The organism is Streptomyces similanensis (assembly GCF_039543625.1).
In the GTDB taxonomy this organism is placed as follows: Bacteria; Actinomycetota; Actinomycetes; order Streptomycetales; family Streptomycetaceae; genus Streptomyces; species Streptomyces similanensis.
In genome coordinates this window covers 44,060-68,049 of the sequence record NZ_BAABKC010000021.1, presented here as the reverse complement: position 1 = coordinate 68,049, position 23,990 = coordinate 44,060, and the positions used below count along the sequence as shown (strand labels likewise).

Here is a 23,990-nt window from a genome sequence, read left to right as displayed (position 1 = left end):
GACGAATCGATCAGGGCACTCGCGCGGTGAGGTCGGCGGGCGGAAGGAGCCAGTGCGATGAGCCGAGCGGAGCAGCGCTTCGAGTGGGCGGACCGTCCGGAGGACGGGGCGTCGGGCCCGTCCGGGCTGCTGGACCTGCTGGGCGTCGCCGCGGTGCTGCTGGAGGCAGACGGCCGGATCGACATGTGGAGCCCCCAGGCCGAGGAGCTGTTCGGCTACACCCGCGCCGAGGCGGTCGGCCAGTACGCCGCGCCGCTGCTGCTGCACCCCGAACACCAGGAGGCGGCGATCGGCCTGTTCGCCGAGGTGATGGCGACCGGCCGGGAGTGGGCGGGGGCGTTCCCCGTCCGGCACCGGGACGGCGGCACCCGGATGGTCGAGTTCCGCAACATGCGGCTGACGGACAACCTCGGCGACCACTACGCCCTGGGGCTGGCCACCGACCGGTCCACGGTGCGGGAGGTGGAGCGCCAGGTCGCGCTGTCCACCCGCCTGGTCGCCCAGGCGCCGATCGGGCTGTCCGTCCTGGACACCCGCCTGCGCTACCTGACCGTCAACCCGGCCCTGGCCGCGATGCACGGCGTGGCCGAGGCCGACCACCTCGGCCGCAGCTTCCGCGAGGTGCTTACGGGCGCGTCGTTCGTGGGGGTGGAGGAGATGATGCGCCGGGTCCTGGCCTCCGGCGACCCGGTGGTGGACCTGGAGGTGGTGGACCGTACCGCCGCAGACCCGGAGCACGACCGGGCCTGGGCGGTGTCGCTCTTCCGGCTGGAGGACCACCACGGCCACGCGCTCGGCATCGCCAACGTGGTGGTGGACGTCACCGACCGCTACCGGGCGGCCAAGGAGGCCGAGCGGGCCCAGCACCGCCTGCGCCTGATGGCCACCGGCACGGCCGGCATCGGCACCACCCTGGACGTGGAGCAGACCGCGCGGGAGCTGGCCGACGTGCTGGTGCCCGGTCTGGCCGACCTGGTCACGGTGGACCTCCTGGACTCCTTCCTCGAGACGGGCCGCACGGAGGTGGGCGAGGAGCCGGCGCTGTTCCGCGCCCTGGCGGTGAAGTTCGCCTACCCCTCCGACGCCGTACGGGCGCTCGTCCCGCCGGGCCACCTCACCGCGTACCACGCCGACCACCCGGCCGCCCACTGCATCCGCACCCGCCGGCCCCTCCTGATCACCCGGCTGCGGCACGGCGACGTCGAGCGCGTCGCCGCCGACCCCGAGGCCGCCCGGCTGCTGGCCGAGGCCGGGGTGCACACCGACATGACGGTGCCCCTCATCGCCCGCGACCACGTCATCGGCGTGATGGGCCTGGCCCGCGCCCGCAACCCGCAGCCCTTCGACGAGGACGACCTCACCCTCGCCTGCGAACTGGCCTCGTGCGCCGCCCTGAGCATGGACAACGCCGTCCTGCACCAGCACATCCGCAGCGCCGCCGAGACCCTCCAGCGCAGCCTGCTGCCCCGCCTCTCGCCCCGTCACCCCGGTCTGGAGGTCGCCGCCCGGTACCGGCCCGCCCAGGCCTTCAGCGAGGTCGGCGGCGACTGGTACGACGTCATCCCGCTGGACGGGGACCGCACCGCGCTCACGGTGGGCGACGTCATGGGCAGCGGCATCCCGGCCGCCACCACCATGGCGCGGCTGCGCACCGCCACCTCCACCCTCGCCGACCTCGACCTCGGCCCGGCCCGCATCCTCACCCACCTCGACAAGATCACGCACGGTCTCGACCCCTACATCGCCACCTGCGTGTACGCCGTCTACGACCCCCACCGGGCCCAGCTGCGGGCGGCCTCCGCCGGCCATCTGCCGCCGGTGCTGGTACGGGCCGGCCGGGCGCCGGAGCTCCTCGACCTGCCCAGCGGCATCCCGCTGGGGGTCGGCGGCGCCCCGTTCCAGGCCGTCACGGTCGATCTGCGGCCCGGTGACCAGCTGGTCCTGTACACCGACGGACTGGTCGAGACCCGCAACGATCCCATCGACGAACGCCTGGGCGACCTGCTGCGGCTGCTGTCATCGCCGTACGCCTCGGTGGAGGAGACCTGCGACCAGCTCCTGAAGCAGCTGCGCGACCCCGCGGGCCATGACGACGTGGCGCTTCTCATCGCCCGCGCACACCCGCTGACCGCGGCGGACGGACCCGGCGCGGCCCGGGTCTGACCGCTCCCGGACGGTGCGGACCGCTCAGCCGGAGACGGTGTCGCGCGGCGCGCCGTCGCCGCTGTCCGTCAGCGCCTCGGCGGCCCGGCCGCGGTAGGCGCGGTAGCGGCGCAGGTACGACCGTGCCATGGGGCCCGGCGGGACGCCGCGGGCGAAGGCGCGCATGTTGCGCCCGCCGGTGTTGTAGCCCAGGGCGAGGAGTTCGTCGCGGGAGTAGCGGCGCACGTGCCGCCGCGGCAGGCTCCGGTCGAGGTCGCGCAGGTGCAGGGCCGCCGTGTGGATCGCGAAGGCGGGATCGTCGCGGAGGTCCTGCCACCGCCGCGTGAGGCCGTGGGCGCGCCGCACCCGCTCGAATGTCGCCCGGTGCATGTTGGCGACGCCGAAGGACGCCCCGGGCTTCCACCACTGCCACAGCCGTTCCAGCAGCGGATGGTGCGGCTTGTACGCCTCGTTGTGGAGCACGGTCATCACGAGCACGGGTGACACCCCGGCGGCGTCGGCGCTGTGCGCCACGTGGGCCGCGTAGTCGGCCGGGTCGTAGCCGCCGGGCCGCAGCGGCGGCGTCCGCGCGCCGTCCCGGCCGCCCGTGCCCGCCGCCCCGGGGCCCCGTTCCGCCGCCGCCGTGCCCCGCTCGCTCATCCCGTCTGCCTCTCCTCACCGCCCGCCGGCGCCGCACCGCACCGTCCCGGCGGACCGTCCGCCGTCCTGGGACCCGCATGCCCCCGCCGCCCCGGCCTCAACCGCCGACCGGCCCGGGTACCGCCGTCCGGGGTGCCGTACGGTCCCGCGCGTCCCGTGCCGCGGTGTCGCGCCGGCGGGCGGCCCGGCGGGCGACGGGTCCCGTCGCGTACGCCGCCGCCGTCATCAGCGCGCCCAGCACCAGCCAGCCGAGCGTCCCCCGGTCCAGCAGCAGCCAGGTCACGGTCAGCGGGCCCAGGGTGCGGGCGACGGTCACGCCGGTGCCGAACAGGCCCTGGTACTCCCCCATCCGGTCGGCCGGCGCCAGATCGAAGGAGAGCTGCCACGATCCCGCCGAGTGCCACATCTCCGCCACGACCTGGAGCGTCGCACCGGCGACCAGGATCACGGCGGCGGGCCAGGCGGACCGCCCCGCCGACAGCGCGAACACCGCGCAGGAGGCGGCCGTCACGAGCCCGGACCGGCGCAGCGCCCCGACGGCGGTGTCCACTCCGGTCACCGATCCGGCCGTGCGCACCTGGAACAGCGTCACCGCGCAGGTGTTGAGGACGAACAGCGCGGACGCCAGCCAGGCCGGCGCTCCGGTCCGCTCGGTGATCCACAGCGGCAGCGCCAGGCTGAGCAGCGGCAGCCTCAGCAGCAGGACGGTGTTGAGGAGCGCGAGCAGGGCGTAGGGCCGGTCGCGGAGCACCGCGAGCCGCCGCCCGCCGCCGGCCGCGGCCGAGGACGCACGGGGCCGCCCGGCGGGCAGCCGCAGCAGGAGCCCTGCGCAGCCCAGGAAGCAGAGCGCGTCCAGCGCCAGCGCGCCCCGGTAGGCCGCCGGCGTCCCGGCGCTCAGCGCGATCCCGCCGAGCGCCGCACCCACCGCGAGGCCGCCGTTCAGCGTCGACTGGAGGCGCGCGAGCAGCCCGGTCCGTTCCCCGGCCGACACCAGGCGGCCCAGCAGCGCCTGGCGGGCCGCGGCGAGCCCCGACTGAGCCGCGGCGTAGCAGCAGGCCGTGAGGACGAACGGCGTGAATCCCCGGACCAGGAGGAAGCCGGCGACCGCGGCGGCGGTGCCCAGCGCCAGCAGCACCGCCGTACCGCGCGGCCCGTACCGGTCCGCGAGCCGTCCGCACGGCACCCCGACCAGCGAGCCGGCTCCCCATGCGAGGGTCAGCCCGAGCCCCACCCGTGCGGGCGCGAGTCCGGCGATCCGGGTGAAGTAGAGCGCCGAGGTCACGTAGAAGGCGCCGTCGCCGATGGAGTTGGCCAGCTGGGCGAGCGCCAGAAGGCGTCCCGGTCGAGGTGTCATGCCTGCGACGGTAGAGGCACGGTGGACCGCTGATCAGACCCAATCCGCAGCTGTTTGTCTGGTCCACCCGGGCGTACGGCGGTGCGGGCGGGTGACCGTGGACGGCGGAGGGCTCCTACGGGTGATCGGGTGGGGAGGGGCGTTCGGTGGCGCGGTAGGCGGCGAGGTCGGCCCGGCCGCCGGCGCCCAGGACCCCGGCGTCGGCGACCAGGCGGGCCGAGGACTGGCGGCGCAGTTCCCGCCGCGCCAGACGGGTGACCAGGGGCGGGAAGGCGGGGCGCAGGGGCTGGCACCAGCGCAGCCAGGGGGGTGCGTAGATCTGGCGGGCCCGGTGGGCGATGCCGGTGGCCAGCCAGTCGGCGACCTGCGCGGTGCTGTGCACGACGCGGGTGAAGCGGGGCTGGTTGCGCCGCAGGGCCTGGAGGACGGGGTGCTCGTCGATGCCGGTGACCATGTCGGTCGCGGTCCAGTGCAGATAGGCGATGCCGACGGTGATGCCGTCGGGTTCGATCTCGCCGCGCAGGGCCTGGGCGAAGGACTCGACACCGGATTTGGAGGCGCAGTAGGCGCTCATCATCGGCGCGGAGCCGAACGCGGCGGTCGACGCGATCTGGAGGAAGTAGCCGCGGGTGCGGGCTAGTTGGGGCAGGAAGGCGCGGGCGGTGTTGGCGGAGCCGGTGAGGTTGACGTCGACGACCCGCTGCCACAGGTCCGCCGGGGTGTGCGCGAAGGGCCCGGCGGCGGCGATGCCGGCGTTGGCCACGACCACACTCGCCTGGCCCAGTTCGCCGGCGATCCGGCGGGCGGCGCGGTCGAGGGCGGCGGGGTCGGTGACGTCGGCCTCGACGCAGACGGTCGGTCCCGGCAGCGACGCGGCCGCCCGGCACAGGGTCTCCTCCTCGCGTCCGACCAGCGCGACGCGCAGCCCGGCCTCGGACAGGCGCCGCGCGAGGGCCTCGCCGACCCCGCGTGCGGCGCCGGTCACGACCGCGACCCGGCCCCGCAGCGCCGGGACGGGGTCGGCCCGGCGCCGGCCGGCAGCGGGAGTCACGCGCATACGCCCTCGTTCCTTCGCGGCCGCCTGCCCCACCGACAGCGGCACCCCTACCGGCATACCCGGCCGGGGCCGCCCGGTCCGCGCCTGCCACCCGATCGGCGCAGCGATCCTCGCGAAGCTCCCCCGGAAACACCTGCGGCCGTCCCGCGTGCGGCGGGACGGCCGGAGGTGTCGAGTGGGCGGTGAGGAGAGCGAAGGGACTGGAATCAAGGAAGAGTTGAGAAGGAAGCCCCTTCATGGCCTCGCCACGAGCACGGTAGCACTCAGGCGGGGATCAGGTCGCGCAGATTTTCGGGTGTGACGACCCGCGAGCGCGGATGCAGTCCGTCGGGCCGCTCCAGGCCGATGTAGGTGACGGGACCCGCCGGCACCGTCCCGCCGTCCCACAGGGTGACGGTGGTCGCGTCGTCGGTCATGAGGCCGGCCAGGTAGCGGACGGTCAGCTGTTCGCGTTCGACGAGGCCGCGCAGCAGCGTCGCGACCGTCACCCGGTTGCCCTCCACCCGGTTCGCCGACGGCTCCCCGCGCAGGTACAGGTGCAGCCACTTGGCGCGCCACCGGCCGTCGGACCCGCGCAGGAACGCCAGCGGCAGCGCGACCCGGCCGGGGCCGCGCAGCTCCGACTTCATCCGGACGGTGCGCGGCTCGAACGGGCGCCCCTTCCGCTCGCCCTCGCGGAGCATGAACCCGAAGAACGACTCCTCGGCCTCCTCGAAGCCCTCCCCGGCGTAGATGTTGACCTGCGGGACGATGTACGTGCCGCGTACGGCGCCCAGCCGCAGGTCGATGAACTCCGAGGCGCCCTCGGGCGCGTCCGTGACGTCGCCGGAGTGCGCGCCCTCCTTCTCACGCAGGTTGGTGTACGACAGCCAGGTGACGGTCGTGTAGCGGGCGTCCAGCAGCAGCGCCGACAGGTCGTAGTCGGTGCTGCGTCCGGTCTGCTTCCAGTACACGAAGAAGCGCAGCAGTTCTCCTTCGACCGGGGAGAGCGAGCCGCGCGGCAGCACGCCGAGCCCGGCCGCGGTCGCCCGGCCGCTCAGCGGCAGCGCCACGTCCAGCGCGTCCGGGTCGATCAGCAGGTGGCCGGCGGCGGGCAGCCGGCGGCGCAACTCGGCGTCCAGGGCGGTGATCAGCCGCTCACGCTCGGGCGCGGGCACCGGCCGGCGGGTGTCGTCGGCGGTCTGGGCCCGGCCGCGCCGGTTCACGAACACCCGCCGCGCGCCGGTCTCGCGCGCACGGTTGTGCAGATGCTCGCGCACCGACAGCACGACCCGGCCGGAGACGTCGGGCGCGACCTGCTCGGCGGCGGCCACGACCGCGGCGCGCTCGTCCGGTGTGCGGGCCGAGCGCAGCAGCCGGTCCAGCGAGCGGAACAGCTTGCCGGGCGCGGTCCGCAGCAGCGCGACGGCGGCGGTGAGGTCGCCGTCGGCGAGCAGTTCCTCCACCCGGCCGTCCAGGGAGCGTGCGGTCTTCTCGCCGCGGGCGACGGCGAACACGTCGGCCGCGTGCGGCCACCGGGGGTACTCGTGCGGGTGCAGCCGCTCGCCGAGCCGCTTCCACATCTCGCGGTGCGCGGGGACGTCGGCGAGCTTGGCCGGCGCGGCGGCGACCACCGCGTCCAGGCCGGCGAGCAGGGTCCGGCGCACCGGGCGGGGCAGGGTCCGCAGCCGCGTCGGCTCCTGGAGGGTCACGTCGCCGCCCGCGACGGCGCAGGCCAGCCGGAGGACGTCGGTGACGGTGTCCAGCAGCGGGTCGTGTCCGGCCGTCAGGCGGGCGAGGTTGATCACGGCCCGGTTCTCCCGGACCGGGATCTCCTCGGGCTGCGGTCCGTCCGCGCAGTGCCCGGCGAGGTCCCGCAGGTCCCGCAGGCCGTCCTCGCCCAGGGGCGTACGGCTGGCCGCCAACGCGAGGTAGAGGGCGCTGAGTTCGTCCTCCGGGGTGCCGCCGAGGTGCAGGAGGGTCATCCGGTCGCCGGCCGCGGCGATCAGCTCGTCGTGGTGGGCGAGCATCTCGGCCCAGGTGTGCTGGTAGTGGCCGTACGACGGGAGGGTGAGCAGGTTCACGACGCCGGTGCTCAGCTGCTGGAGGGTGCCGGCGCGGGTCGCGTCGTCGGCGAGCGCCTGCGCGACGCACCGCGTCCAGAAGTCGTAGGTGTCCGGCACGTTGGCCGGGAAGTCGACGAAGTACACGTTGTGCCGGACGTGGTCGCCGACCATCTCGCGCACGGTGCGCAGCGTCCGCTGGGCGGTGCCGACGACCCTGCTCGCGGCCAGTCCCGACAGGTGCTCCAGCAGCTCCGTCGAGAGCTTGAAACCCGCGGACATCAGCGCGGCGTCGAACTGCCGTGCCGCCACGGCGCCGTCGCCGGCGGGTCCGCCGGGGGCGGGGACGCGGTGGGTGTGGCGGACGACCAGGGGGTCGAGTCGGTGAACCATGCGGGCATGCTCCCAAGCCGGGACGAACGACCGCACCCGGTTTTCCGGCGCGCCACGTCGGCGCCGCCCCGGCCGGACAGGCCCCGGTACCGCGACGGTCTTGCTAGTTCGGCACGGCGACCAGGCGCACGGCAAGGCCGGCGAAGACCGTGCCGCTGAACACGTTGAGCCTGCGGGCCATCCGGCGGCTGCGGCGCAGCCGCGAGGAGAGCCGGCCGGCGAACAGCCCGATGGTGGCGTCCACGGCGAGACCCACCAGCACCAAGGTGAGGCCGAGCACGGCGAGTTGGCCTGCCACGTGGCCGAGGTCCGGGTTCACGAACTGCGGCAGGAAGGCGACGTTGAAGAGGATCACCTTCGGGTTCAGCAGGTTGGTGACGGTCCCCTGCCAGAAGGCGCGCAGCTTGCCCGGGGCGAGGCTCGCGGCCGTGCCGTCCTCGCCGTCGGCGCCCAGGGCGGAGCGGTCGCGGAAGGCCTTGACGGCGAGGTAGAGGAGGTAGGCCGCGCCCGCCCAGCGCAGCACGTGGTAGAGCAGCGGCAGCGACAGGAACAGCGCCGACAGGCCGAACATGGCCGCCACCGCGTGCACCAGGGCGCCGAACGCGACGCCCAGCGCGGCCAGTACGCCGGTGGACGGGCCGCCGCGGCCGCCCATGGCCACGATGAACATCATGTCCGGGCCCGGAGTGACGCACAGGGCGAGGGCGGCGACCAGGAAGGCCGCGTACAGGGAGGTGTCCACCATGGCGGCCATGCTCGTCACCGGGGGTGGGTGTGTCCAGCCGATTCCATGCGCTGAGACGGCGGTTGGCGGCGGCGGTCAGCCGCGGCGGGGTCCGAGCAGGTTCCCGGCGAGGGCGTCCACCAGGTCGGGCGGGACGTCGGACCCGGTCAGGGCGCGGTAGACGAGGGGCCCGACGACGGCGTCGAGCGTGGTGTCGGGGTCGAGCGCGGGCGTGATCTCGCCGGCGGCGCTCGCGCGTGTGAGCATGTCCCGTTCCTGGTCGCGGCGGGGCCGCAGATAGCGCTCCTGGAGGCGGTCGGCGGTGCCGGGATCGTGCTGCGCCTGGGCGACGAGTGCGAGCAGCACCTTGCCGGCCGGGTCGTCGGTGAGGAAGCGCGCGAAGTCGCGGAGGTAGCCGCGGACGGTCTCGGCGGTGGGCTCCAGGGCGGGGACGGGGAGGCGTTTGGCGCTGTCCTCGATGAGGGTGTCGAGGAGGATCTCGACCTTCGAGGGCCACCAGCGGTAGATCGTCTGCTTGGCGACGCCGGCCCGGCGCGCGATCGCCTCGACGGTCAGCGCCCCGAAGCCGTGCTCGACGAGCAGATCGTCCGCGGCGTGCAGCACGGCGAGGCGGGCGGCCTCGTCGCGCCGGTTGCCGGAGCGCGGCCTACGGGACTGCGGACTGGCTGCGGACATGCGCAACACCCTACCCGCCGTCGCCTCGGGCCCATTGCCTAGACGCAACGGCGCGTCTAGTCTGGCGAGCCTCACCGCCGACACCCCACCATGGAGAGTGCACATGTCCGCTCTGTCCGATCCGTCCGCCCTGTCCGACCGTCAGGCCGCCGTCCCCGACCGGCACGCTCTCGTCGTCGGGGCCTCGCGGGGGCTGGGGCTCGTCCTCGTCGACGAACTGGCCCGGCGCGGCTGGCGCGTCACCGCCACGACCCGCCGGCCCGGCGGCGCGCTCCAGGCGAGCGCCGACGCCGGGAACGGGCGGGTGAGCGTCGAGTCGCTGGAGATGACCAGCCCTGAGCAAGTGGCAGCTCTGCGACAGCGTCTGACGGGCCGTCGACTGAATCTGCTGTTCGTGAACGCCGCGATCGACCGGGGCGACCTGCCGATCCACGAGGTCCCGACCGACATGTTCACCGAGGTGATGGTCACCAACGCGCTGAGCCCGCTGCGCGTCCTCGAAGCGCTCCGCGACCTGGTCCCGCCCGGCGGAACGGTCGCGGTGATGTCCTCCGAGCAGGGCAGCGTCTCGCTCAACACCGAGGGCGGCTACGAGCTGTACAAGGCCAGCAAGGCCGCGCTCAACCAGCTGATGCGCAGCTACGCCACCCGCCACGCGGGCGACGGCCACACCAAGCTGCTCATCGACCCGGGCCACAACCGGACCCTGCTCGGCGGCCCCGACGCGCCGCTCGCCCCCGAGGAGAGCGTGCCCGCCGTCGTCGACGTGCTCGAAGCGCGGGCCGGCGTCTCCGGCGATCTCTGCTTCCTGGACCGCCACGGCGCGGTCGTCCCCTGGTGAGGCCGCCGGGCTCGGGGACCCGGGCGGCCGCACCCCCGGGCGTCAACCGGCCTTGGCGGCCGAGGCCTTGTCGTCCTTGCCGCCCTCGGAGCCCTCGGCGGGGGCCGGCGGGCCGGCCTTCTTCAGCGGGACCTCGATCACGAGGAGGGCGGCGAGGAAGGCGAGCGCGCACAGCACCGCGCCGGTGAGGAAGATGTGCCCGGTGCCCTCCGTGACGGCGTGCGGGTACGCGGCCCCGACCCCCGCCGGGAGCCCGCGCGGCGCGCCCGCGCCCGCGCCGGTGTCGGCGCCGTCGCCGCCGGGCAGGTGGGCTCCCACGGACCGGGTGAACAGCGAGCCGAAGACGGCGACGCCGAGGGAACCGCCCAGGGTGCGGAAGAGGTTGACCGAGCTCATGGCCGCGCCCATGTCGCGCAGCGGGACGCTGTTCTGGGCGATGGTGCCGGCCATCTGCAGGGTGCAGCCCAGGCCGATGCCGACGAGCACCATGTAGAGGCCGGTCAGCGGGCGCGGGGTGCCGGTGTCCATGGTGGCCAGCAGGCCGAGGCCGGCGGTGAGGAACACGGTGCCGAGGACGGGGAACACCTTGTACCGGCCGGTGGCGGACATGACCTTGCCGGCGAGGGTGGAGACGATCACCACGGGGACCATCATGGGCAGCATCAGCAGCCCGGAGTTGGTGGCCGAGGCGCCCTGCACGGTCTGCTGGAAGAGCGGCAGGTACAGCCCCGCCCCGAACATGACCACACCGGCGACCAGGATCATCACCATCGCGAGCGGGTAGTTGCGGTGGCCGGTGAACACACCGAGCGGCAGCAGCGGTTCGGCGGCCCGCCGCTCCACGCGCACGAACAGCGCGAGCGAGAGCACGGCCACGGCCCCGAGACCGAGTATCCGCCACGAACCCCACGGGTAGGCGACCCCGGCCCAGGTGGCGGCCAGCACGATCGCACTGATGGAGACGGCCAGCAGGGCGATGCCCGCCCAGTCGATCCGCGCCCGGACGCGCCGCGCCGGCACGTGCAGGGTCAGCCACAGCCACACCAGGGCAAGCACGCCGAGCGGCAGGTTGACGTAGAAGGCCCAGCGCCAGTCCCAGTGGCCGGTGACGAAGCCGCCGAGGAGCGGGCCGCCGACGGTGCCGATCGCCATGACGGAGGCGGTCATGCCCTGGTACTTGCCGCGCTCGCGCGGCGGCACGAGGGCGCCGATCAGGGCGAAGGCGCCCGCGCCGATGCCGCCGGCGCCGATGCCCTGCACGACGCGGAAGGCGATCAGCTCGCCCATGGACCGGGACGCGCCGCACAGCGCGGACCCGGCGACGAACACGGCGATGGACGCCAGATAGGTGGTCTTGCGCCCGTACAGGTCGCCGAACTTGCCCCACACCGGGGTGGTGACGGCGGTGACGAGCGTGTAGGCGGTGACGACCCAGGAGATGTGCTCCAGCCCGCCGAGGTCGCCGACGATCGTGGGCATCGCGGTGCTGACGACCATGTTGTCGAGCATCGACAGCAGCATCGCGAGCATCACGCCGAGCAGCACCCAGCGGACGTTCTTCGGCACGGCCGGCTCGGCGGGCGGGAGGGGGGCGGTCGCGGACATGACGGATCGCTCCTTTCGGACGGGAGGAGGGAAGAGGGGGCCGGGCACTGCCTCACGACCACCGCACCAGAGAAAAGCACACCGAGACAATAAGTGCAACAACTCAACTTTTTAAGTCGCACCACCGACCGGTAGACTCCCGTCCATGCCCGACACCGAGTCCGCCACCGAAACCGCCACCGAGACCGGCACCGCGCCCGCGCCCCTGGGCCGCCGTGAGCGCAAGAAGGCCGCCACCCGGCAGGCCATCGCCGACGCCGCCCTGCGCCTGTTCCTGGAGCGGGGGTACGACGACGTCGGCATCCGCGAGATCGCGGACGCCGCCGACGTGTCGACCACCACCCTGTTCAAGCACTTCCCCGTCAAGGAGGCCCTCGTCTTCGACGAGGACGCCGACCAGGAAGCCCGGCTCCTCGCCGCCGTACGCGAGCGCCCCGCCGGGCGGTCGATCCTCGCGGCCCTGCGCGAGCACGCGCTGAGCCACCGGATGGCCACCGCCGACGGCGACCCCCGCTTCACGGCCTTCTTCGAGCTGATCGACGGCACCCCGGCCCTGCGCGACTACGTCCAGGGCATGTGGCTGCGGCACACCGCCGCCCTGGCCCGGGTCATCGCCGAGGAGAGCGGCCTGGCCGCGGACGACCCCGCCTGCACCGCCCTGGCCCACTTCGCCCTGGAAGCCCCTCGCGCCGCGCGCGGCCAGGGTGACGTCCGCGAGGCCGTCACGCGCGCCTTCGACCTGCTGGAGAACGGCTGGCACGGCCTCGGGAAGTAGCCGAGGCCCCGGCGCGGGGACGGGTCGTACGGGTCGACTCCCTCCGGCCGGGGCCTCGTCGTGCGATGCGCCCCTCCTGCTCGTGCTCTCTCCCGCGCGGCTCCCTCCCGCGCGGCGGCGGCTCAGCTCGCGGGCACCGTGTCCTCGAAGGCGGTGCCGGCCGACCGGTACGCCGCAATCTTGGCGCTGACCTGAGCGGGGGTGAGCACCTGGTCCTTGACGTGCAGGAAGTAGTCGACCTGCTCCTGGTAGGCGCGGGGTGTGGTGGAGGTCTGGCCGTTCAGGTCGATCAGCCACTGGTTGAAGTTGACCGACATCGGGCGCTCGGGCAGGTAGGCGGCGTCGTGGGTGCCGAACAACTGCCCGTCGATGTAGTACTTGATGGCGCTGTCGTCGATGGTCAGCAGCAGGTCGTGCCAGCCGTTGTAGCTCTGGCGGCCCTCGGTGTGCTGGTTGACCGCCTGCCACGGGTCGGGGTTGTAGGTCTCCCAGGAGGTGGTGTAGAGGATGTCGGAGGGCTCGCCCCAGCCGCCGTTGGGCAGGTACTCGAAGTCGTACTCCGAGTAGTCGTCGGCCATCGGCGCCTTGAGGTCGTTGATGGTGAAGAACGTCTGCACCAGGTGGTCGCCGTCGGGGCCGGAGACGGGCGCGTCGTTGAACCTCACCCGGGCCGCGTAGGTGCCGTTCTTGAACTTGGTCGCCTTGGTGAGGACTTCGGTCTGCTCGGTGCCCGAGGCAGTGCCGTCGGTGGAGGTCTCCAGCGTCATGACCGTGTTGCCGGCGCTGCTGCCGAAGGTGACGTTCGAGGGGTCCCAGGTGGCGCCCGGGACGCCGGGGCCGCCGGAGTTGGAGCGGACCGACCAGCCGTTGGCGGAGATCTTCGGGTCGGTGTACGAGCTGTAGCTGAAGTCGTCCCAGAAGGCGCCGGAGCCGCCGGGCGGCGGTGAGGTGGGGGGCGGGGTGGTCGGCGGGTCGGTGGGGGCGTTGCCGTCGGGGGCGGTGCCCCACACCAGGGCGCCGGCGCGGGTGGCGGTGACCTTGGTCCAGTCGCCGTAGGCGGTCTGGGCCGCGCCGAAGGAGTAGTCGTCGCTCTGGGTGAGGGTCTGCCAGTTCGCCTGGTAGAAGCGCAGTTGCAGGTCGCCGGTGTCGGCGCCCGGGGCGAGCGAGCCGGCGCCGGAGGTGAAGCCGATCTCCAGGTAGCGGTCGGCGGTCGCGGTGGGGTGGGCGAGGACGCCGAAGGAGCCGGTGACGTTGGCGCAGCCCTTGACCGCCCAGGAACAGGCGAAGCGGTAACTGGCGGCGGCCGCGTCGGCCTTGAAGTAGTAGCGGAGCTTGACCTCGCTCAGCGGCAGGGAGCCGCTGCCGGTGTTGCGCACCTTGAACCAGGGCTCGCTCTGGTCGGCGGTGGCGCCGGTGGCACTGGTGCGGTACTGCACCGCCAGGGTGTCGGCGGCGCTGGCGCTGCCCGGCAGGGCGGCCAGGGCGGTGGCGCCCAGGGCCGTGACGACGGCCGCGGCGGCGGCGGTGCGCAGCCGGCGGCGGTGGCCCGCCGGCCGGTTCTCGTTGCTGGTCACAGTGCGGTCCTCTCCGTGGTGGGATCGGTGGGGGTCATGCGGAGGGCGCTGTACCGGCCGGTGCCGCGCCGGTGCGCGGCGTGTCGGGGGTGCGGTGGCGGCGGACGCCGAGGGCGTCCAGTCGCCGGGTGTGCGCTGTGAGCCGCTCTGTGAAGTCCGCCCAGGCGGTGGGCCCGCTCCAGGCCCGGTCGGCCAGTGCGCACAGTCGGGGGTAGGCGAGGCGGTCGAGGTCGGCGGCGGCGGGCGCGAACTCGGTCCAGATCTGCGCCTGGGTGCCGAGCACCCGCGCCCCGTCCGCGCCGCCGGTGCGCGGCTCGGGGTCGCCGCCGTGGACGGCGCGCAGGTCGACGACCGGGCCGGGCTGGGCGAGCGGCCCGTCCGGGGCGTCGTCCTGGGCGTAGTCGAGATACGTGGTGCGGTGGTGGGTGAGGACGACGTCGTGGCCGCGGCGCAGCGCGGCGACCGCGTGGGCGGGTTCGCGCCAGCTCATCGCCGTGAATCCGGGCGGCAGCCGGGCGCCGTTCTCGGCCCAGCCGACCGGGCGCCGGCCGTGTGCGCGCACGTACGCGCCCGCCCGGCCCAGGAGCCAGCCGTGCAGCGCGGCGGGGGCGGGCAGTCCTTCGGCGGCGGCCCGGGCGCGGGCGGCGGGGCTGTGCTCCCACTCGGTGGTGGGGCACTCGTCGCCGCCGAGGTGGACGTAGGGGGCGGGGAAGACCTCCATCACCTCGGCGAGCACGGCGCGGCAGAAGTCGAGCACCTCGTCGTGCACGCCGAGGACGGTGTCGCACACGCCCCAGCGGGTCCACACGTCGAGGGCGCGGTCGGGGCGGTTGCCCAGGTGCGGGTAGGCGGCGAGGGCGGCCCGGACATGGCCGGGCATCCCGATCTCCGGGACCACGCTCACGCCGCGCCGGGCGGCGTGGGCGACGAGGCCGGTGAGTTCGGCGCGGGTGTACGCGCCGCCGTGCGGGCGGCCGTCGAAGCGGGTGGAGCCGTCGGGTCCGCGCATCGACTCGGCCCGCCGGGCGCCGACCGTGGTGAGGCGCGGGTAGGCCGCGACGGGCATCCGCCAGCCCTGGTCGTCGGTGAGGTGCAGGTGCAGGACGTTGAGCTTGTGCAGGGCGAGCAGGTCGATCTGGCGGCGCAGGGTCGCGGCGTCGTGGAAGTGGCGGGCGACGTCGATCATCAGGCCGCGCCAGTCGTGCCGGGGCACGTCGGTGATCTCCGTGCACGGCAGGTCCCAGCGCTCGGCGCGCGGGGCGGCGGGGGCGAGCGCCTCGGGCGGCAGGAGCTGGCGCAGGGTCTGGACGCCGCGGAGCAGGCCGGTGGGGGTGGCGGCGCGCAGCAGGACGGAGTGCGGGGAGACGGTGAGTCCGTAGCCCTCCTCGCCCAGGCCGCGCAGTCCCCGGTCCACGGCGAGGGTGACGGCGCCGGTCGGCGAGGGCGCCAGGGGCAGGCCGGTGGCGGGGGTGAGGAGGGTGCGCAGCAGGTCGGCGGCGCCCTGGGCGTCGGAGCCGGCGCGGACGGTGGTGGCGGCGTCGAGCGTGAAGTGTCCGGAGCGGGGGGCGAACCGGGTGGGCCGGGGCAGGAGGGTCTGTTCGCGGCGGGGTGAGGGCACGGGCGGCGGCCTTCCGGGTGGGGGCGCGGGCGGGTGCGGTGCGGGGGGCGGTGCGGAGGGGTGCGGGTGGGCGGGGGCGTGGCCGGGGTGGCGGAAAGGGGGTGTCGGAAAAGGGGTGTCGGCGGGTGCGGGGGAAGGGGTGTTCAGCCCTTGACGGCGCCGGCGGCTAGGCCCGATGTGACGTGGCGCTGGAGGAGCAGGAAGACGGCCAGGGCGGGCAGCGCGAAGAGGGTGGAGGCGGCCATGGTGGCGCCCCAGTCGGTGCCGAAGGTGTTCTTGAACGAGGACAGCCACACCGGCAGGGTCCGGTTGTCCTGGTTCTTGATGATCAGGAAGTTGGCGTAGGCGAACTCGTTCCAGGCGGTGATGAAGCCGAACAGCGAGGTGGCCATCAGGCCGGGGGCGAGCAGCGGCAGGGCGATGCGCCGGAACGCCCCGAACCGGGTGCAGCCGTCGACCCGTGCCGCCTCCTCCAGCTCCGGCGGGACGGTGGCGATGAAGCCGCGCAGCACGATGGTGGTGAACGGCAGCGTGACCATGAAGTAGACCAGGGTGAGGGTGACGAGCCGGTCGAGCATGTCGGTGTCGCGGGCGATGATGTAGACCGGGATGATCAGCGACTCCCAGGGCGCCATCTGGGCGACGAAGACGGCGAGGACGAACTGCCGCCGCCCGCGCCACCGCATCCGGGCCACGGCGAACGCCGCGCCGAGGGCGATGACGAGGGAGAGCAGCACCGCGCCGCCGGTGACCAGCAGGCTGTTGCACCAGAAGCGGGCGAAGCCGGCCGTGTGCACGGCGGTGCGGAAGTGTTCCAGTGTCCAGGTGTGCGGGACGAGCTGCGGGGTGGCGGACTGGATGTCGCGGGAGGGTTTGAAGGCGGTGGCGGCCATCCAGTAGACGGGGAACAGGCAGACCAGCACGGTGAGGGCGGCGCCCGCGTGCAGCGGGAGGCGGCGCAGCCGGCGTGCGGAACTCCGTTTGGTCACCGGGATGTTCGGGCGTACGGCGCTCACAGCTCGTCCTCCTGTCGGAACATCTGGCGGAAGTAGAGGACCAGCACGCCGGACATGAGCACCACGGTGACCATCGAGGCCGCCGAGCCGAGGTCGTAGCGCTGGCCGGCGAGGGCGGTCTGCACGGCGTAGACCGGCAGGATGGTGGTGGCGTCGCCGGGGCCGCCGCGGGTCATCACCCAGATCTGCGTGAACGCCTTGAACGTCCAGATCACTTCGAGGCACAGGACGAGCATCACGATCGGCCGGATCATCGGGAAGGTGACCGATGCGAGGACGCGGAGGGCGCCGGCGCCGTCGAGGCGGGCGGACTCGTGCAGTTCGGCGGGGACGGTGGTGAGCGCGGAGTACAGGGTAATGGCGGCGAACGGCACCGACTGCCACACCACCAGCAGGACGAGGATCGCGAAGGCGGCCGTGCCGTGGGCGAACCAGGGGTAGTGCGCGAAGGAGTCGAAGCCGAGGGAGGTCAGCGCCCAGTTGACGACGCCGAACTCGGAGTGGAACAGCCACTGGAAGACGGTGGTGGCCGCCACCACCGGCATCGCCCAGGCCAGAACGAGGGAGCTGAGGACGGCGGTTCGCCAGATCCGGCCGAGCCGCTCGGTCATCAGCGCCACCAGCAGGGCGATCACCATGATGAGGACGACGTTGACCGCCATGAACACGAACGTGCGGCGTACCACCGTCCAGAACCGGGGATCGGTCAGCAGCGTGCGGTAGTTGGCGAATCCGACGAACTTCGCGTGACCGGAGATGAGTTGACGCAGCCGGAAGTCCTGGAAGGAGATCAGGACGGCGCGGATGAGCGGGTAGACCAGCAGGTAGAGCATGCCGAGGACGGCGGGCGCCACCAGCAGGTACGGCCAGGGGCCGCCGCGGTCCCGGGAGGCGCGGGAGGCGGCCGGGGGCGGGGAGGTGCGGCCGGGCCGGCGGCCGGCGGGGCGGGGTACGGCGCGTTCACGGATGGCCGACACGGCTCCTCCATTCGTACGGGACGGGCGGCGGGACGCTGCTGAGATCAGGACGCGTCGTTCATCGCCCGGGTGATCTCCTCGGAGGTCTTCGCCGCCTCCCGCTCGAGGTCGCCGCCGGTGAGGACGGCCGTCATGTAGTCCTTGATCGGGTTCTCCGCCTCCACGGCGGCCCAGCCGGGCGTGTTCGGCGTGGCGTGGCCCTGCGCGGCGCCGACGGCCATCGCGGCGGCGCCGGGGTCGGAGGCCACCGCGGAGGCGAGGGAGGTCTTGTTCGGCACGTAGCTCATGGCGAGGGCGAGCTTCTTCTGCCAGGTGTCGCCGGTGAGTTCCTTGACGAAGGTGTAGGCGGCGTCCTGGTGCCGGGAGGCGGCCGGGATCACGAGGTCGGAGCCGCCGGTGAAGACCGCGCCGGGCTTGTCGGCGCTCTTGCCGGGGATGGGGAAGAAGCCCAGCTTTCCCTTGAGTCGCGGGTTCTGCTCGGTGACGACGTTGGCGCCGCCGGGGGTGGCGATGATCTGCGCCACCTTGCCCTTGGCCATCACCTCGGCCTGGGGCGGGTTGGCCTCGTCGGCGTCCTTGGGTCCCTTGCCCAGCGCCTGGAGCCGCCGGTAGAACTCCATCCCGGCCAGCGCCCCGGGGGTGTCCAGGGCGCCCTGCCACCTGCCGTCCCGCTGGACGGCCAGGTCGCCGCCCTCGTCCCAGATGAAGCCGGCCAGCGCGTACCAGGTCTGGCCGGTGAGGTAGATCCCCTGCTGGTCGCCCTTGTTCAGTTTCTCGGTCGCGGCGAGCCACTGGTCGCGGGTCTTGACGGCGGCCGGGTCGACGCCGGCCCGCTGGAAGAGGTCCTTGCGGTAGACGACGACGCGGTTGGCCGCGTAGTACGGGATGCCGTACTGCTTGCCCTCCCAGGCGCCGGGCTCGGCCAGCCCTTTGAGCCAGGTGTCGCCGCCGAGGTCGCTCCTGCGGTCGCTGAGGTCGAGCAGGCCGCCGCTCTGGGCGTACTGGGCGACCTGGGTGTTGCCGACCTCGATGACGTCGGGTGCGTCGTTGCCGGCGAGGGCGGCGGTGACCTTCTGGCCGATGCCGTCCCACTCCTGGATCTGGATCTTCAGGTGGATGTCGGGGTGGTCGGCGGCGAAGGCGGTGGCGAACTCCTTCTGGAAGGCGGCCGAGACGCTGTCCCGCATCAGCCAGACGGTCAGCTCGGACGTACCGCCCGCGCCGTCGCCGGCCGCGTCGTCGGAGCCGCTGGAACAGCCGCTGACGATCAGGGCCGCAGTGAGGACGGACGCACCGGTGAGCATGCGGAACTTCACGGGTCACCTCGGGGAAGCTCAGGAGGGCGCGGAGCAGGAAGGCCCCAACCAGTAACCTGACCAGTTGGCGAGTGGACAGGTGACCTGCTGGTGGCAGATGAAACTGGCACGGACCCATGAGGCCGTCAACCCCCCATTTCACAAAGGATTTTCGGTGACTCGGGCGTGGCAGAGTCTTCGTGGGCCCCTGACCTGAAGACATGAACTGGTTCTGACCAGTACGGTGTTGGGGGCACGGAGGTGACAACTGGTCACCTGTGCGGGCCGGTACGCACCGAGAGGGGACGACGCGGATGGGTGACAGGGAGCCGGGCACGGCGGGGCCGGGCGGTGTTCTCAAACGGGAGCGGGTGCGCGACGCGGTGCTGGAGATGGTCGAGGAGCGCCGGCCCGGGGACGCGATCCCCTCCGAGCGGACGCTGTGCGCTCAACTCGACGTGTCCCGGCCGACGTTGCGGGCAGCCGTGGACGAACTCGTCACCGCGGGGGTGCTCGTCCGCGAACACGGCCGGGGGGTGTTCGTCGCACCGGAGAAGATCACCCAGGAACTGGTGCAGGGCACCCACTCGCTCAGCGTGCCGCGGGCCGCGGGCACCTGGGCGAGCCGGCTGCTGGAGTTCACCACCGTGCCCGCGGGTGCCCGGGTGGGCCGCAGGCTGCGCCTCTCCCCCGCCGCGCAGATCGTCTACGTGGCCCGGCTGCGTCTGGTGGACGCCGCGCCCATGGCCATCGAGCACCTGCACATCCCGGCCGACCTGGTGCCCGGCCTCACCGCCCGCGAACTCGAACAGGGCGACCTGTACGAGCACTTGAGCACCCGGCACGGCATTCACGTGAGCGAGGCCACCCAGGCGATCGAGCCGACCGTGGTGACCCGCGCCGAGGCGGAGGTGCTCGATGTGCCGGAGCTGTCCCCGGCCCTGCTGTTCGAACGCCTGACCACCGACACCGGCGGCCGCCCGGTGGAGTACGTCCACTCGCTCTACCGCGGCGACCGGTACCGCATCGTGTCGCGGCTGACGCTCGGCGCCGACAGCGCGCCCGCCCCGCCGCCGGACGGGCACCACCCGGGCATTCCGCCGGGCGACTTCCCGCACGGCGACCCGGTCACCGCCTCGACCCTGGGCGACGTCCAGAACCAGCGCTGACCCAGCCGCCCACCGCGCCCCGGGGCCGACCGGCGCCCCACCGGCCAACACCCCACCCCATGGCACCGCACCGGGCGGCACCGGGCGGCGATCGGTCCCCCGTGCCGATCGCCGCCCGGCGCCCCGCCGCTACCGCCGCGCCGCTACCGCCGGTCCGCCGGGCGCGCGTCCGCGCGGGCGGCCGCCGACGCCGCGAGGCGCAGCAGTTCGTCGACCGACCACTGGTCGTAGGCGTGCGCGCCGTACTTGGCGGCCAGGACCGCGCCGTCGGGTGCGACGAGGAGGTCGGCGGGAAGGCCCAGCCGGCCGCCGTGCGGGCTGCGGGCGGGCAGGCGCTCCCGGCCGCGCACCACGTTCCACGTGCCGCTGAGGACCGCCCACGCGATCGGCCCCCACACCCGGGGGTCGAGCAGGGAGCGCGGCGAGCGCTCGACGCCGAAGGCCGCGTACAGCGCCCGGTCCGGGTCGGCGACGACGGCGAACGGGAGACCGGTGGTGTGGGGCGCCAGTTCCTCGGCCGGCGAGTGGAAGAGCACGACCTCGCGCACCCCCGCCGCCTCGATCTCCGCGTGCCGCCGCACCACGGAACGCAGGTGCAGATTGCAGACGGGACAGCCGGCGAAGCGGCGGAACTGGAGGTGGAGCAGCCGTCCGGGGTCGGGAACGGCGACCTGGTCGCCCGAGACGGCGGTGAGTGAGCGTGCGTCGACGGTGGCGCCGGGCATCAGCCGGGCGCGGGATCCGCGCATGGACGTTCCCTTCGTAGGCGTATGCCGTACGCCTACCAGCGTAGGCGTATGCCGTACGCTGTCAACCGTCATGCCACGCCCGCGTTCCCTCACCCCCGACCAGCTCGCCTCGGCCGCGCTCGCCGTCATCGACCGCGACGGCCTCGCCGGGCTCTCGATGCGCGCCGTCGCCAAGGAACTGGGCATGAGCACCATGGGGCTGTACCGGTACGTACAGGACCGTGACGCACTCGAACGGCTCGTCGTCGAACGCGTCCTGGGCGCCGTGGACACCGCGCCGCCCGCCGCGGACGCGCCCTGGCGCGAGCGGGTCGCGGTCCTGGCGCGGCGCCTGCGCGACACCGTGGGCGCGCATCCGGAGGTCGTCCCGCTCACCGTCACCCACCGGCACCACTCCCTGGGCGTGCTGCGCTGGTCGGAGACCGTGCTCGCGGTCCTCACCGAGGCGGGCGTCCGGGGCGAGCGGCGGGTGGTCGCCCTGCGCGCACTGCTCAGCTACGTCATCGGGGCGATCCAGCTGGAACACCTCGGTCCCCTGTCCGGCCCCGGCACCACCGTCCTCGCCGGGCTGCCCGCCGACGCGTTCCCGCTCATGGCCGAGACGGCGCGGGCCGCCCGCGGGGTCGACGCCGACCGGGAGTTCCTGGAGGGCCTCGCCCTGCTGCTCGCCGGCCTCGGCGACTGAGCCGGCCGTAGCCGCAGCTCAGGACATGGCGCCGCTGACGTACCAACAAGTGCGAAGGTGTGGTCAGCGGGCGGCCAGGTGAGGAGGATGGGCGCCATGACGGATCACGGTTCCTCCATCGACCCCAACAAGCCCAGCATCGCCCGCGTTTACGACTATCTGCTCGGCGGCAAGGACAACTACGCCGTGGACCGGGAGATCGGCGACGTGTTCAAGCGCGACCTCCCCGGCTCGGTGGCGATCGCCTTCGCCAACCGCGCGGCTCTGACCCGGGCGGTCGGGGAGATCGTGACGACCACGGACATACGGCAGTTCATCGACCTGGGCAGCGGTCTGCCGACCGCCGACAACGTCCACCAGGTCGCGCAGCGGCACGCCCCGGAGTCCCGGGTCGTGTACGTCGACATCGATCCTCAAGTGCTCGTCCACGGTCGCGCGTTGCTGGAGGAGAACGACAGGACGCGGGTCGTCGCGGTCGACGTCCGGGACCCCGAGGGCGTCTTCGCCCACCCCGACACGCAGGACCTGATCGACTTCGGGCAGCCCGTCGCCGTCGTCTTCAGCGCCATCCTGCACCACGTCAACGACGAGGAGGACCCCGCCGCGATCGTCCGCTACTGGCGCGACCGTGTGCCCTCGGGGAGCCACTTCTTCGTCAGCCACTTCCGCTCCGGCAACAACGCGGAGACGGAGGAGGCCGAGAGGGTCCTCCAGCAGACCTTCGGCCGCGGCCGGTGGCGCACCGACGCGGAGATCGCGGCCCTGCTCGACGGCCTGGAGATCCTGGAGCCGGGGATCGTGCCCGCCTCCCTGTGGCATCCCGAGGTGGTGGACAACCCGCGGATCGGCGGTGGCGGCGAACGCGAACTGACCGTCTGGGAGCGTCTCATCGCCGCCGGACTGGCCCGCAAGCCGTAGGGCCCGCGCGGCGGAAGCCGCTGCGGCGGCGGCGCCCCGCGGCCGAGGGCTGCTTGGGGGGAGCCCTGCGGCCAGGGGCTGCTTGGGGGGCGGTGCGCCGCCGTGCCCGTCCGACGTGCCGGGAGGTCGGCGAGGACCTACGGTGTCGGTATGACTGCGGAGCGTTCGGCGCGGCCGCCGTGCGTGCGGCCGGCCAGGAGCCACGCGCCGCCGCCGTGCCACGCCGCGCCGTGCGCACCGGCGGCGCGCGCCCGCGCGCGACGCCACCCGGGCAGCGGAGCGGGGAAGGCAGTCCGCCGCCGCCGAACACGCCCGGCGCCCGCTCCCCGGGAGCGGCCGGCCCCGCACGGCCCGGCGGTGGTCCGCAGGCCGACAGTGGGCGGCGGAGCGGCGGTGGTCCGCGGATCGGTGCTGGTCGGCGGAGCGGGTGGGGTGTGTCGTTCCGGCCGCGTTCCGTACGGCCGGGCCGGGGCCGTGTTCCGGGGTTCCGGTGTTCCGGTGTTCCGCCATGGCCGCCGGTCCCGCTCCTGATGCCTCTCCGGCGGGGCCGGCCCGGCCGGGGAGGAGCCGCGCGGGGTGCGGTCCGCGCGCGCTTCCGCCTCCTCCCCGCGCTGGTCGCCGCGCTGCTCCTGGTCGGCGGGGTGGTGGGCGATCTGTTCGGGTCGCAGCCGTACATGGGTCTGCCGCTGCTGTCCGCGGCCCCCCTGGTCGCCAGCGCCCTGCTGTCCTTCCGCGCCAGCCTGTTCTTCGCGGTGTCGGCGTGCGCGGTCTCCGTCCTGCTCGACCTGCATCTGGGGCGCCCGAGGACGGCGCTGCTGGTCGACCTGGCCGACGTGCTGACCACCAGCTGCCTGGCGCTGGGGATCAACCGGATCCTGGCCCTGCAAGGGCGCCGGCTCGCGCAGGTGCGGGACGTGGCCGAGATCGCGCAGCGGGCGGTGCTCCCGGATCCGCCGCGCCGCGCGGGCCCGGTGACCGTGGCCGCCCGGTACGTGGCCGCGCAGACCGAGGCGCGGATCGGCGGCGATCTGTACGCGGTCCAGTCGACCCCGTTCGGCGTGCGCGCGATCATCGGGGACGTCAAGGGCAAGGGCCTCGGGGCCGTGTCCACCGTCTCGGTGCTGATCGGTGCGTTCCGCGTGGAGGCCGACCACGTGCCCACCCTGGGCGAGCTGGCGGCCCGGCTGGACGACGTCCTCGCGCGGGGGGCGGGCGAGGCGTCCGAGGACTTCACCACCGCCGTGCTGCTCCAGATCCCCCCGGACGGGCGCACGGCACACGTGTGCAACCGCGGGCACCCGCCGCCGTACCTGGTGGACGAACGGACCGTGTCCCCGCTGGAGCCCAGCACCCACGAACTGCCGCTGGGGCTGCGTCTGTGGGGCGCCGGGCCGGACGGCGGCGCGCCCACGGACGTCTTCCCGCTGGGCCCCGGCGCCTCCCTGCTGCTGATCACCGACGGGGTGACCGAGGCGCGTGACGAGCGGGGAACGTTCTACGACCCGGTGGACCGGCTCGCCCCCGGCCCGTACGCGACCCCCCGGCGGCTCGTGGACGCGCTGGTGCGGGACGTGGCCCGGTGGACGGGGGGCGGCAACCAGGACGACATGGCGGTCCTCGCCCTGACCCGTACCGCCGGGAGGAGTCGCGGGCCCGGCGACACCGCGCCGCCGACCCCCTGAGACGCGCCTCCCGCTCGG

General features: G+C 74.0%; 20 protein-coding genes. 7 read left to right on the top strand and 13 right to left on the bottom strand.

The window, feature by feature from the left end; genetic code table 11:
- Positions 1–57: 57 nt before the first annotated feature.
- Positions 58–2,163, top strand: coding sequence for a SpoIIE family protein phosphatase (locus tag ABEB07_RS08485; protein WP_176147017.1), 2,106 nt, complete (start codon positions 58–60; stop codon positions 2,161–2,163).
- A gap of 24 nt (positions 2,164–2,187) precedes the next feature.
- On the opposite strand, the gene ABEB07_RS08480 is transcribed toward ABEB07_RS08485, so the two are convergent.
- The 6 genes from ABEB07_RS08480 to ABEB07_RS08455 form a co-directional block, all read right to left on the bottom strand.
- Positions 2,188–2,802, bottom strand: a complete 615-nt coding sequence (locus tag ABEB07_RS08480; protein ID WP_345667685.1) for a lytic transglycosylase domain-containing protein — start codon at positions 2,800–2,802, stop codon at positions 2,188–2,190.
- A 97-nt stretch (positions 2,803–2,899) separates the two neighbouring features.
- Positions 2,900–4,156 carry an MFS transporter gene (locus tag ABEB07_RS08475; RefSeq protein WP_345667684.1) on the bottom strand — a complete coding sequence of 419 codons (1,257 nt, stop codon included), beginning with the start codon at positions 4,154–4,156 and terminating at the stop codon, positions 2,900–2,902.
- A gap of 115 nt (positions 4,157–4,271) precedes the next feature.
- Entirely contained in the window at positions 4,272–5,213 is a 942-nt protein-coding gene (locus tag ABEB07_RS08470) for an SDR family oxidoreductase (protein ID WP_345667683.1), read from the bottom strand.
- Positions 5,214–5,476: 263 nt separating this feature from the next.
- Complete coding sequence (locus ABEB07_RS08465) at positions 5,477–7,648, bottom strand: hypothetical protein (RefSeq protein WP_345667682.1); 2,172 nt, start codon at positions 7,646–7,648, stop codon at positions 5,477–5,479.
- Between the two features lie 103 nt (positions 7,649–7,751).
- Positions 7,752–8,393: a LysE family translocator gene (locus tag ABEB07_RS08460; protein ID WP_164588804.1), complete on the bottom strand. Its 642-nt coding sequence runs from the start codon at positions 8,391–8,393 to the stop codon at positions 7,752–7,754.
- 75 nt (positions 8,394–8,468) lie between these two features.
- Complete coding sequence (locus ABEB07_RS08455) at positions 8,469–9,068, bottom strand: TetR/AcrR family transcriptional regulator (protein ID WP_176147022.1); 600 nt, start codon at positions 9,066–9,068, stop codon at positions 8,469–8,471.
- A gap of 103 nt (positions 9,069–9,171) precedes the next feature.
- Here ABEB07_RS08455 and ABEB07_RS08450 point away from each other — a divergent pair, with 103 nt between their 5' ends.
- Positions 9,172–9,909, top strand: a complete 738-nt coding sequence (locus tag ABEB07_RS08450; RefSeq protein WP_345667681.1) for an SDR family NAD(P)-dependent oxidoreductase — start codon at positions 9,172–9,174, stop codon at positions 9,907–9,909.
- A 42-nt stretch (positions 9,910–9,951) separates the two neighbouring features.
- Here ABEB07_RS08450 and ABEB07_RS08445 read toward each other — a convergent pair whose 3' ends face one another.
- On the bottom strand, positions 9,952–11,514 hold the full coding sequence (locus ABEB07_RS08445; protein WP_345667680.1) for an MDR family MFS transporter: 1,563 nt from the start codon (positions 11,512–11,514) through the stop codon (positions 9,952–9,954).
- Positions 11,515–11,659: 145 nt separating this feature from the next.
- On the opposite strand from ABEB07_RS08445, the gene ABEB07_RS08440 reads away from it, so the two are divergent.
- Positions 11,660–12,289 (top strand): TetR/AcrR family transcriptional regulator, encoded by a 630-nt coding sequence (locus ABEB07_RS08440; RefSeq protein WP_345667679.1) that lies wholly within the window; start codon positions 11,660–11,662, stop codon positions 12,287–12,289.
- A 122-nt stretch (positions 12,290–12,411) separates the two neighbouring features.
- On the opposite strand, the gene ABEB07_RS08435 is transcribed toward ABEB07_RS08440, so the two are convergent.
- The 5 genes from ABEB07_RS08435 to ABEB07_RS08415 form a co-directional block, all read right to left on the bottom strand.
- Entirely contained in the window at positions 12,412–13,863 is a 1,452-nt protein-coding gene (locus ABEB07_RS08435; RefSeq protein ID WP_345667677.1) for a cellulose binding domain-containing protein, read from the bottom strand.
- A 34-nt stretch (positions 13,864–13,897) separates the two neighbouring features.
- Positions 13,898–15,481 carry a beta-N-acetylhexosaminidase gene (locus tag ABEB07_RS08430; RefSeq protein WP_345667676.1) on the bottom strand — a complete coding sequence of 528 codons (1,584 nt, stop codon included), beginning with the start codon at positions 15,479–15,481 and terminating at the stop codon, positions 13,898–13,900.
- Between the two features lie 143 nt (positions 15,482–15,624).
- A complete protein-coding gene (locus ABEB07_RS08425; RefSeq protein WP_425588974.1) occupies positions 15,625–16,497 on the bottom strand; it encodes a carbohydrate ABC transporter permease in 873 nt (290 codons plus the stop codon).
- Entirely contained in the window at positions 16,494–17,474 is a 981-nt protein-coding gene (locus tag ABEB07_RS08420; RefSeq protein ID WP_345667675.1) for a carbohydrate ABC transporter permease, read from the bottom strand. Before ABEB07_RS08420 ends, ABEB07_RS08425 begins: the two co-directional genes overlap by 4 nt.
- Positions 17,475–17,518: 44 nt before the next feature.
- Positions 17,519–18,790: an extracellular solute-binding protein gene (locus ABEB07_RS08415; protein WP_345667674.1), complete on the bottom strand. Its 1,272-nt coding sequence runs from the start codon at positions 18,788–18,790 to the stop codon at positions 17,519–17,521.
- A gap of 293 nt (positions 18,791–19,083) precedes the next feature.
- Between ABEB07_RS08415 and ABEB07_RS08410 the strand changes: the two genes are divergently transcribed.
- On the top strand, positions 19,084–19,938 hold the full coding sequence (locus ABEB07_RS08410) for a GntR family transcriptional regulator (RefSeq protein WP_345667673.1): 855 nt from the start codon (positions 19,084–19,086) through the stop codon (positions 19,936–19,938).
- 143 nt (positions 19,939–20,081) lie between these two features.
- On the opposite strand, the gene ABEB07_RS08405 is transcribed toward ABEB07_RS08410, so the two are convergent.
- A complete protein-coding gene (locus tag ABEB07_RS08405) occupies positions 20,082–20,687 on the bottom strand; it encodes a peroxiredoxin-like family protein (RefSeq protein WP_345667672.1) in 606 nt (201 codons plus the stop codon).
- Between the two features lie 70 nt (positions 20,688–20,757).
- On the opposite strand from ABEB07_RS08405, the gene ABEB07_RS08400 reads away from it, so the two are divergent.
- The 3 genes from ABEB07_RS08400 (at position 20,758) to ABEB07_RS08390 (ending at position 23,972) form a co-directional block, all read left to right on the top strand.
- On the top strand, positions 20,758–21,372 hold the full coding sequence (locus ABEB07_RS08400; RefSeq protein WP_176147032.1) for a TetR/AcrR family transcriptional regulator: 615 nt from the start codon (positions 20,758–20,760) through the stop codon (positions 21,370–21,372).
- Between the two features lie 96 nt (positions 21,373–21,468).
- Entirely contained in the window at positions 21,469–22,290 is an 822-nt protein-coding gene (locus ABEB07_RS08395) for an SAM-dependent methyltransferase (RefSeq protein WP_176147033.1), read from the top strand.
- 530 nt (positions 22,291–22,820) lie between these two features.
- Positions 22,821–23,972, top strand: a complete 1,152-nt coding sequence (locus ABEB07_RS08390) for a PP2C family protein-serine/threonine phosphatase (RefSeq protein WP_176147034.1) — start codon at positions 22,821–22,823, stop codon at positions 23,970–23,972.
- The last annotated feature ends 18 nt before the right edge of the window (positions 23,973–23,990 follow it).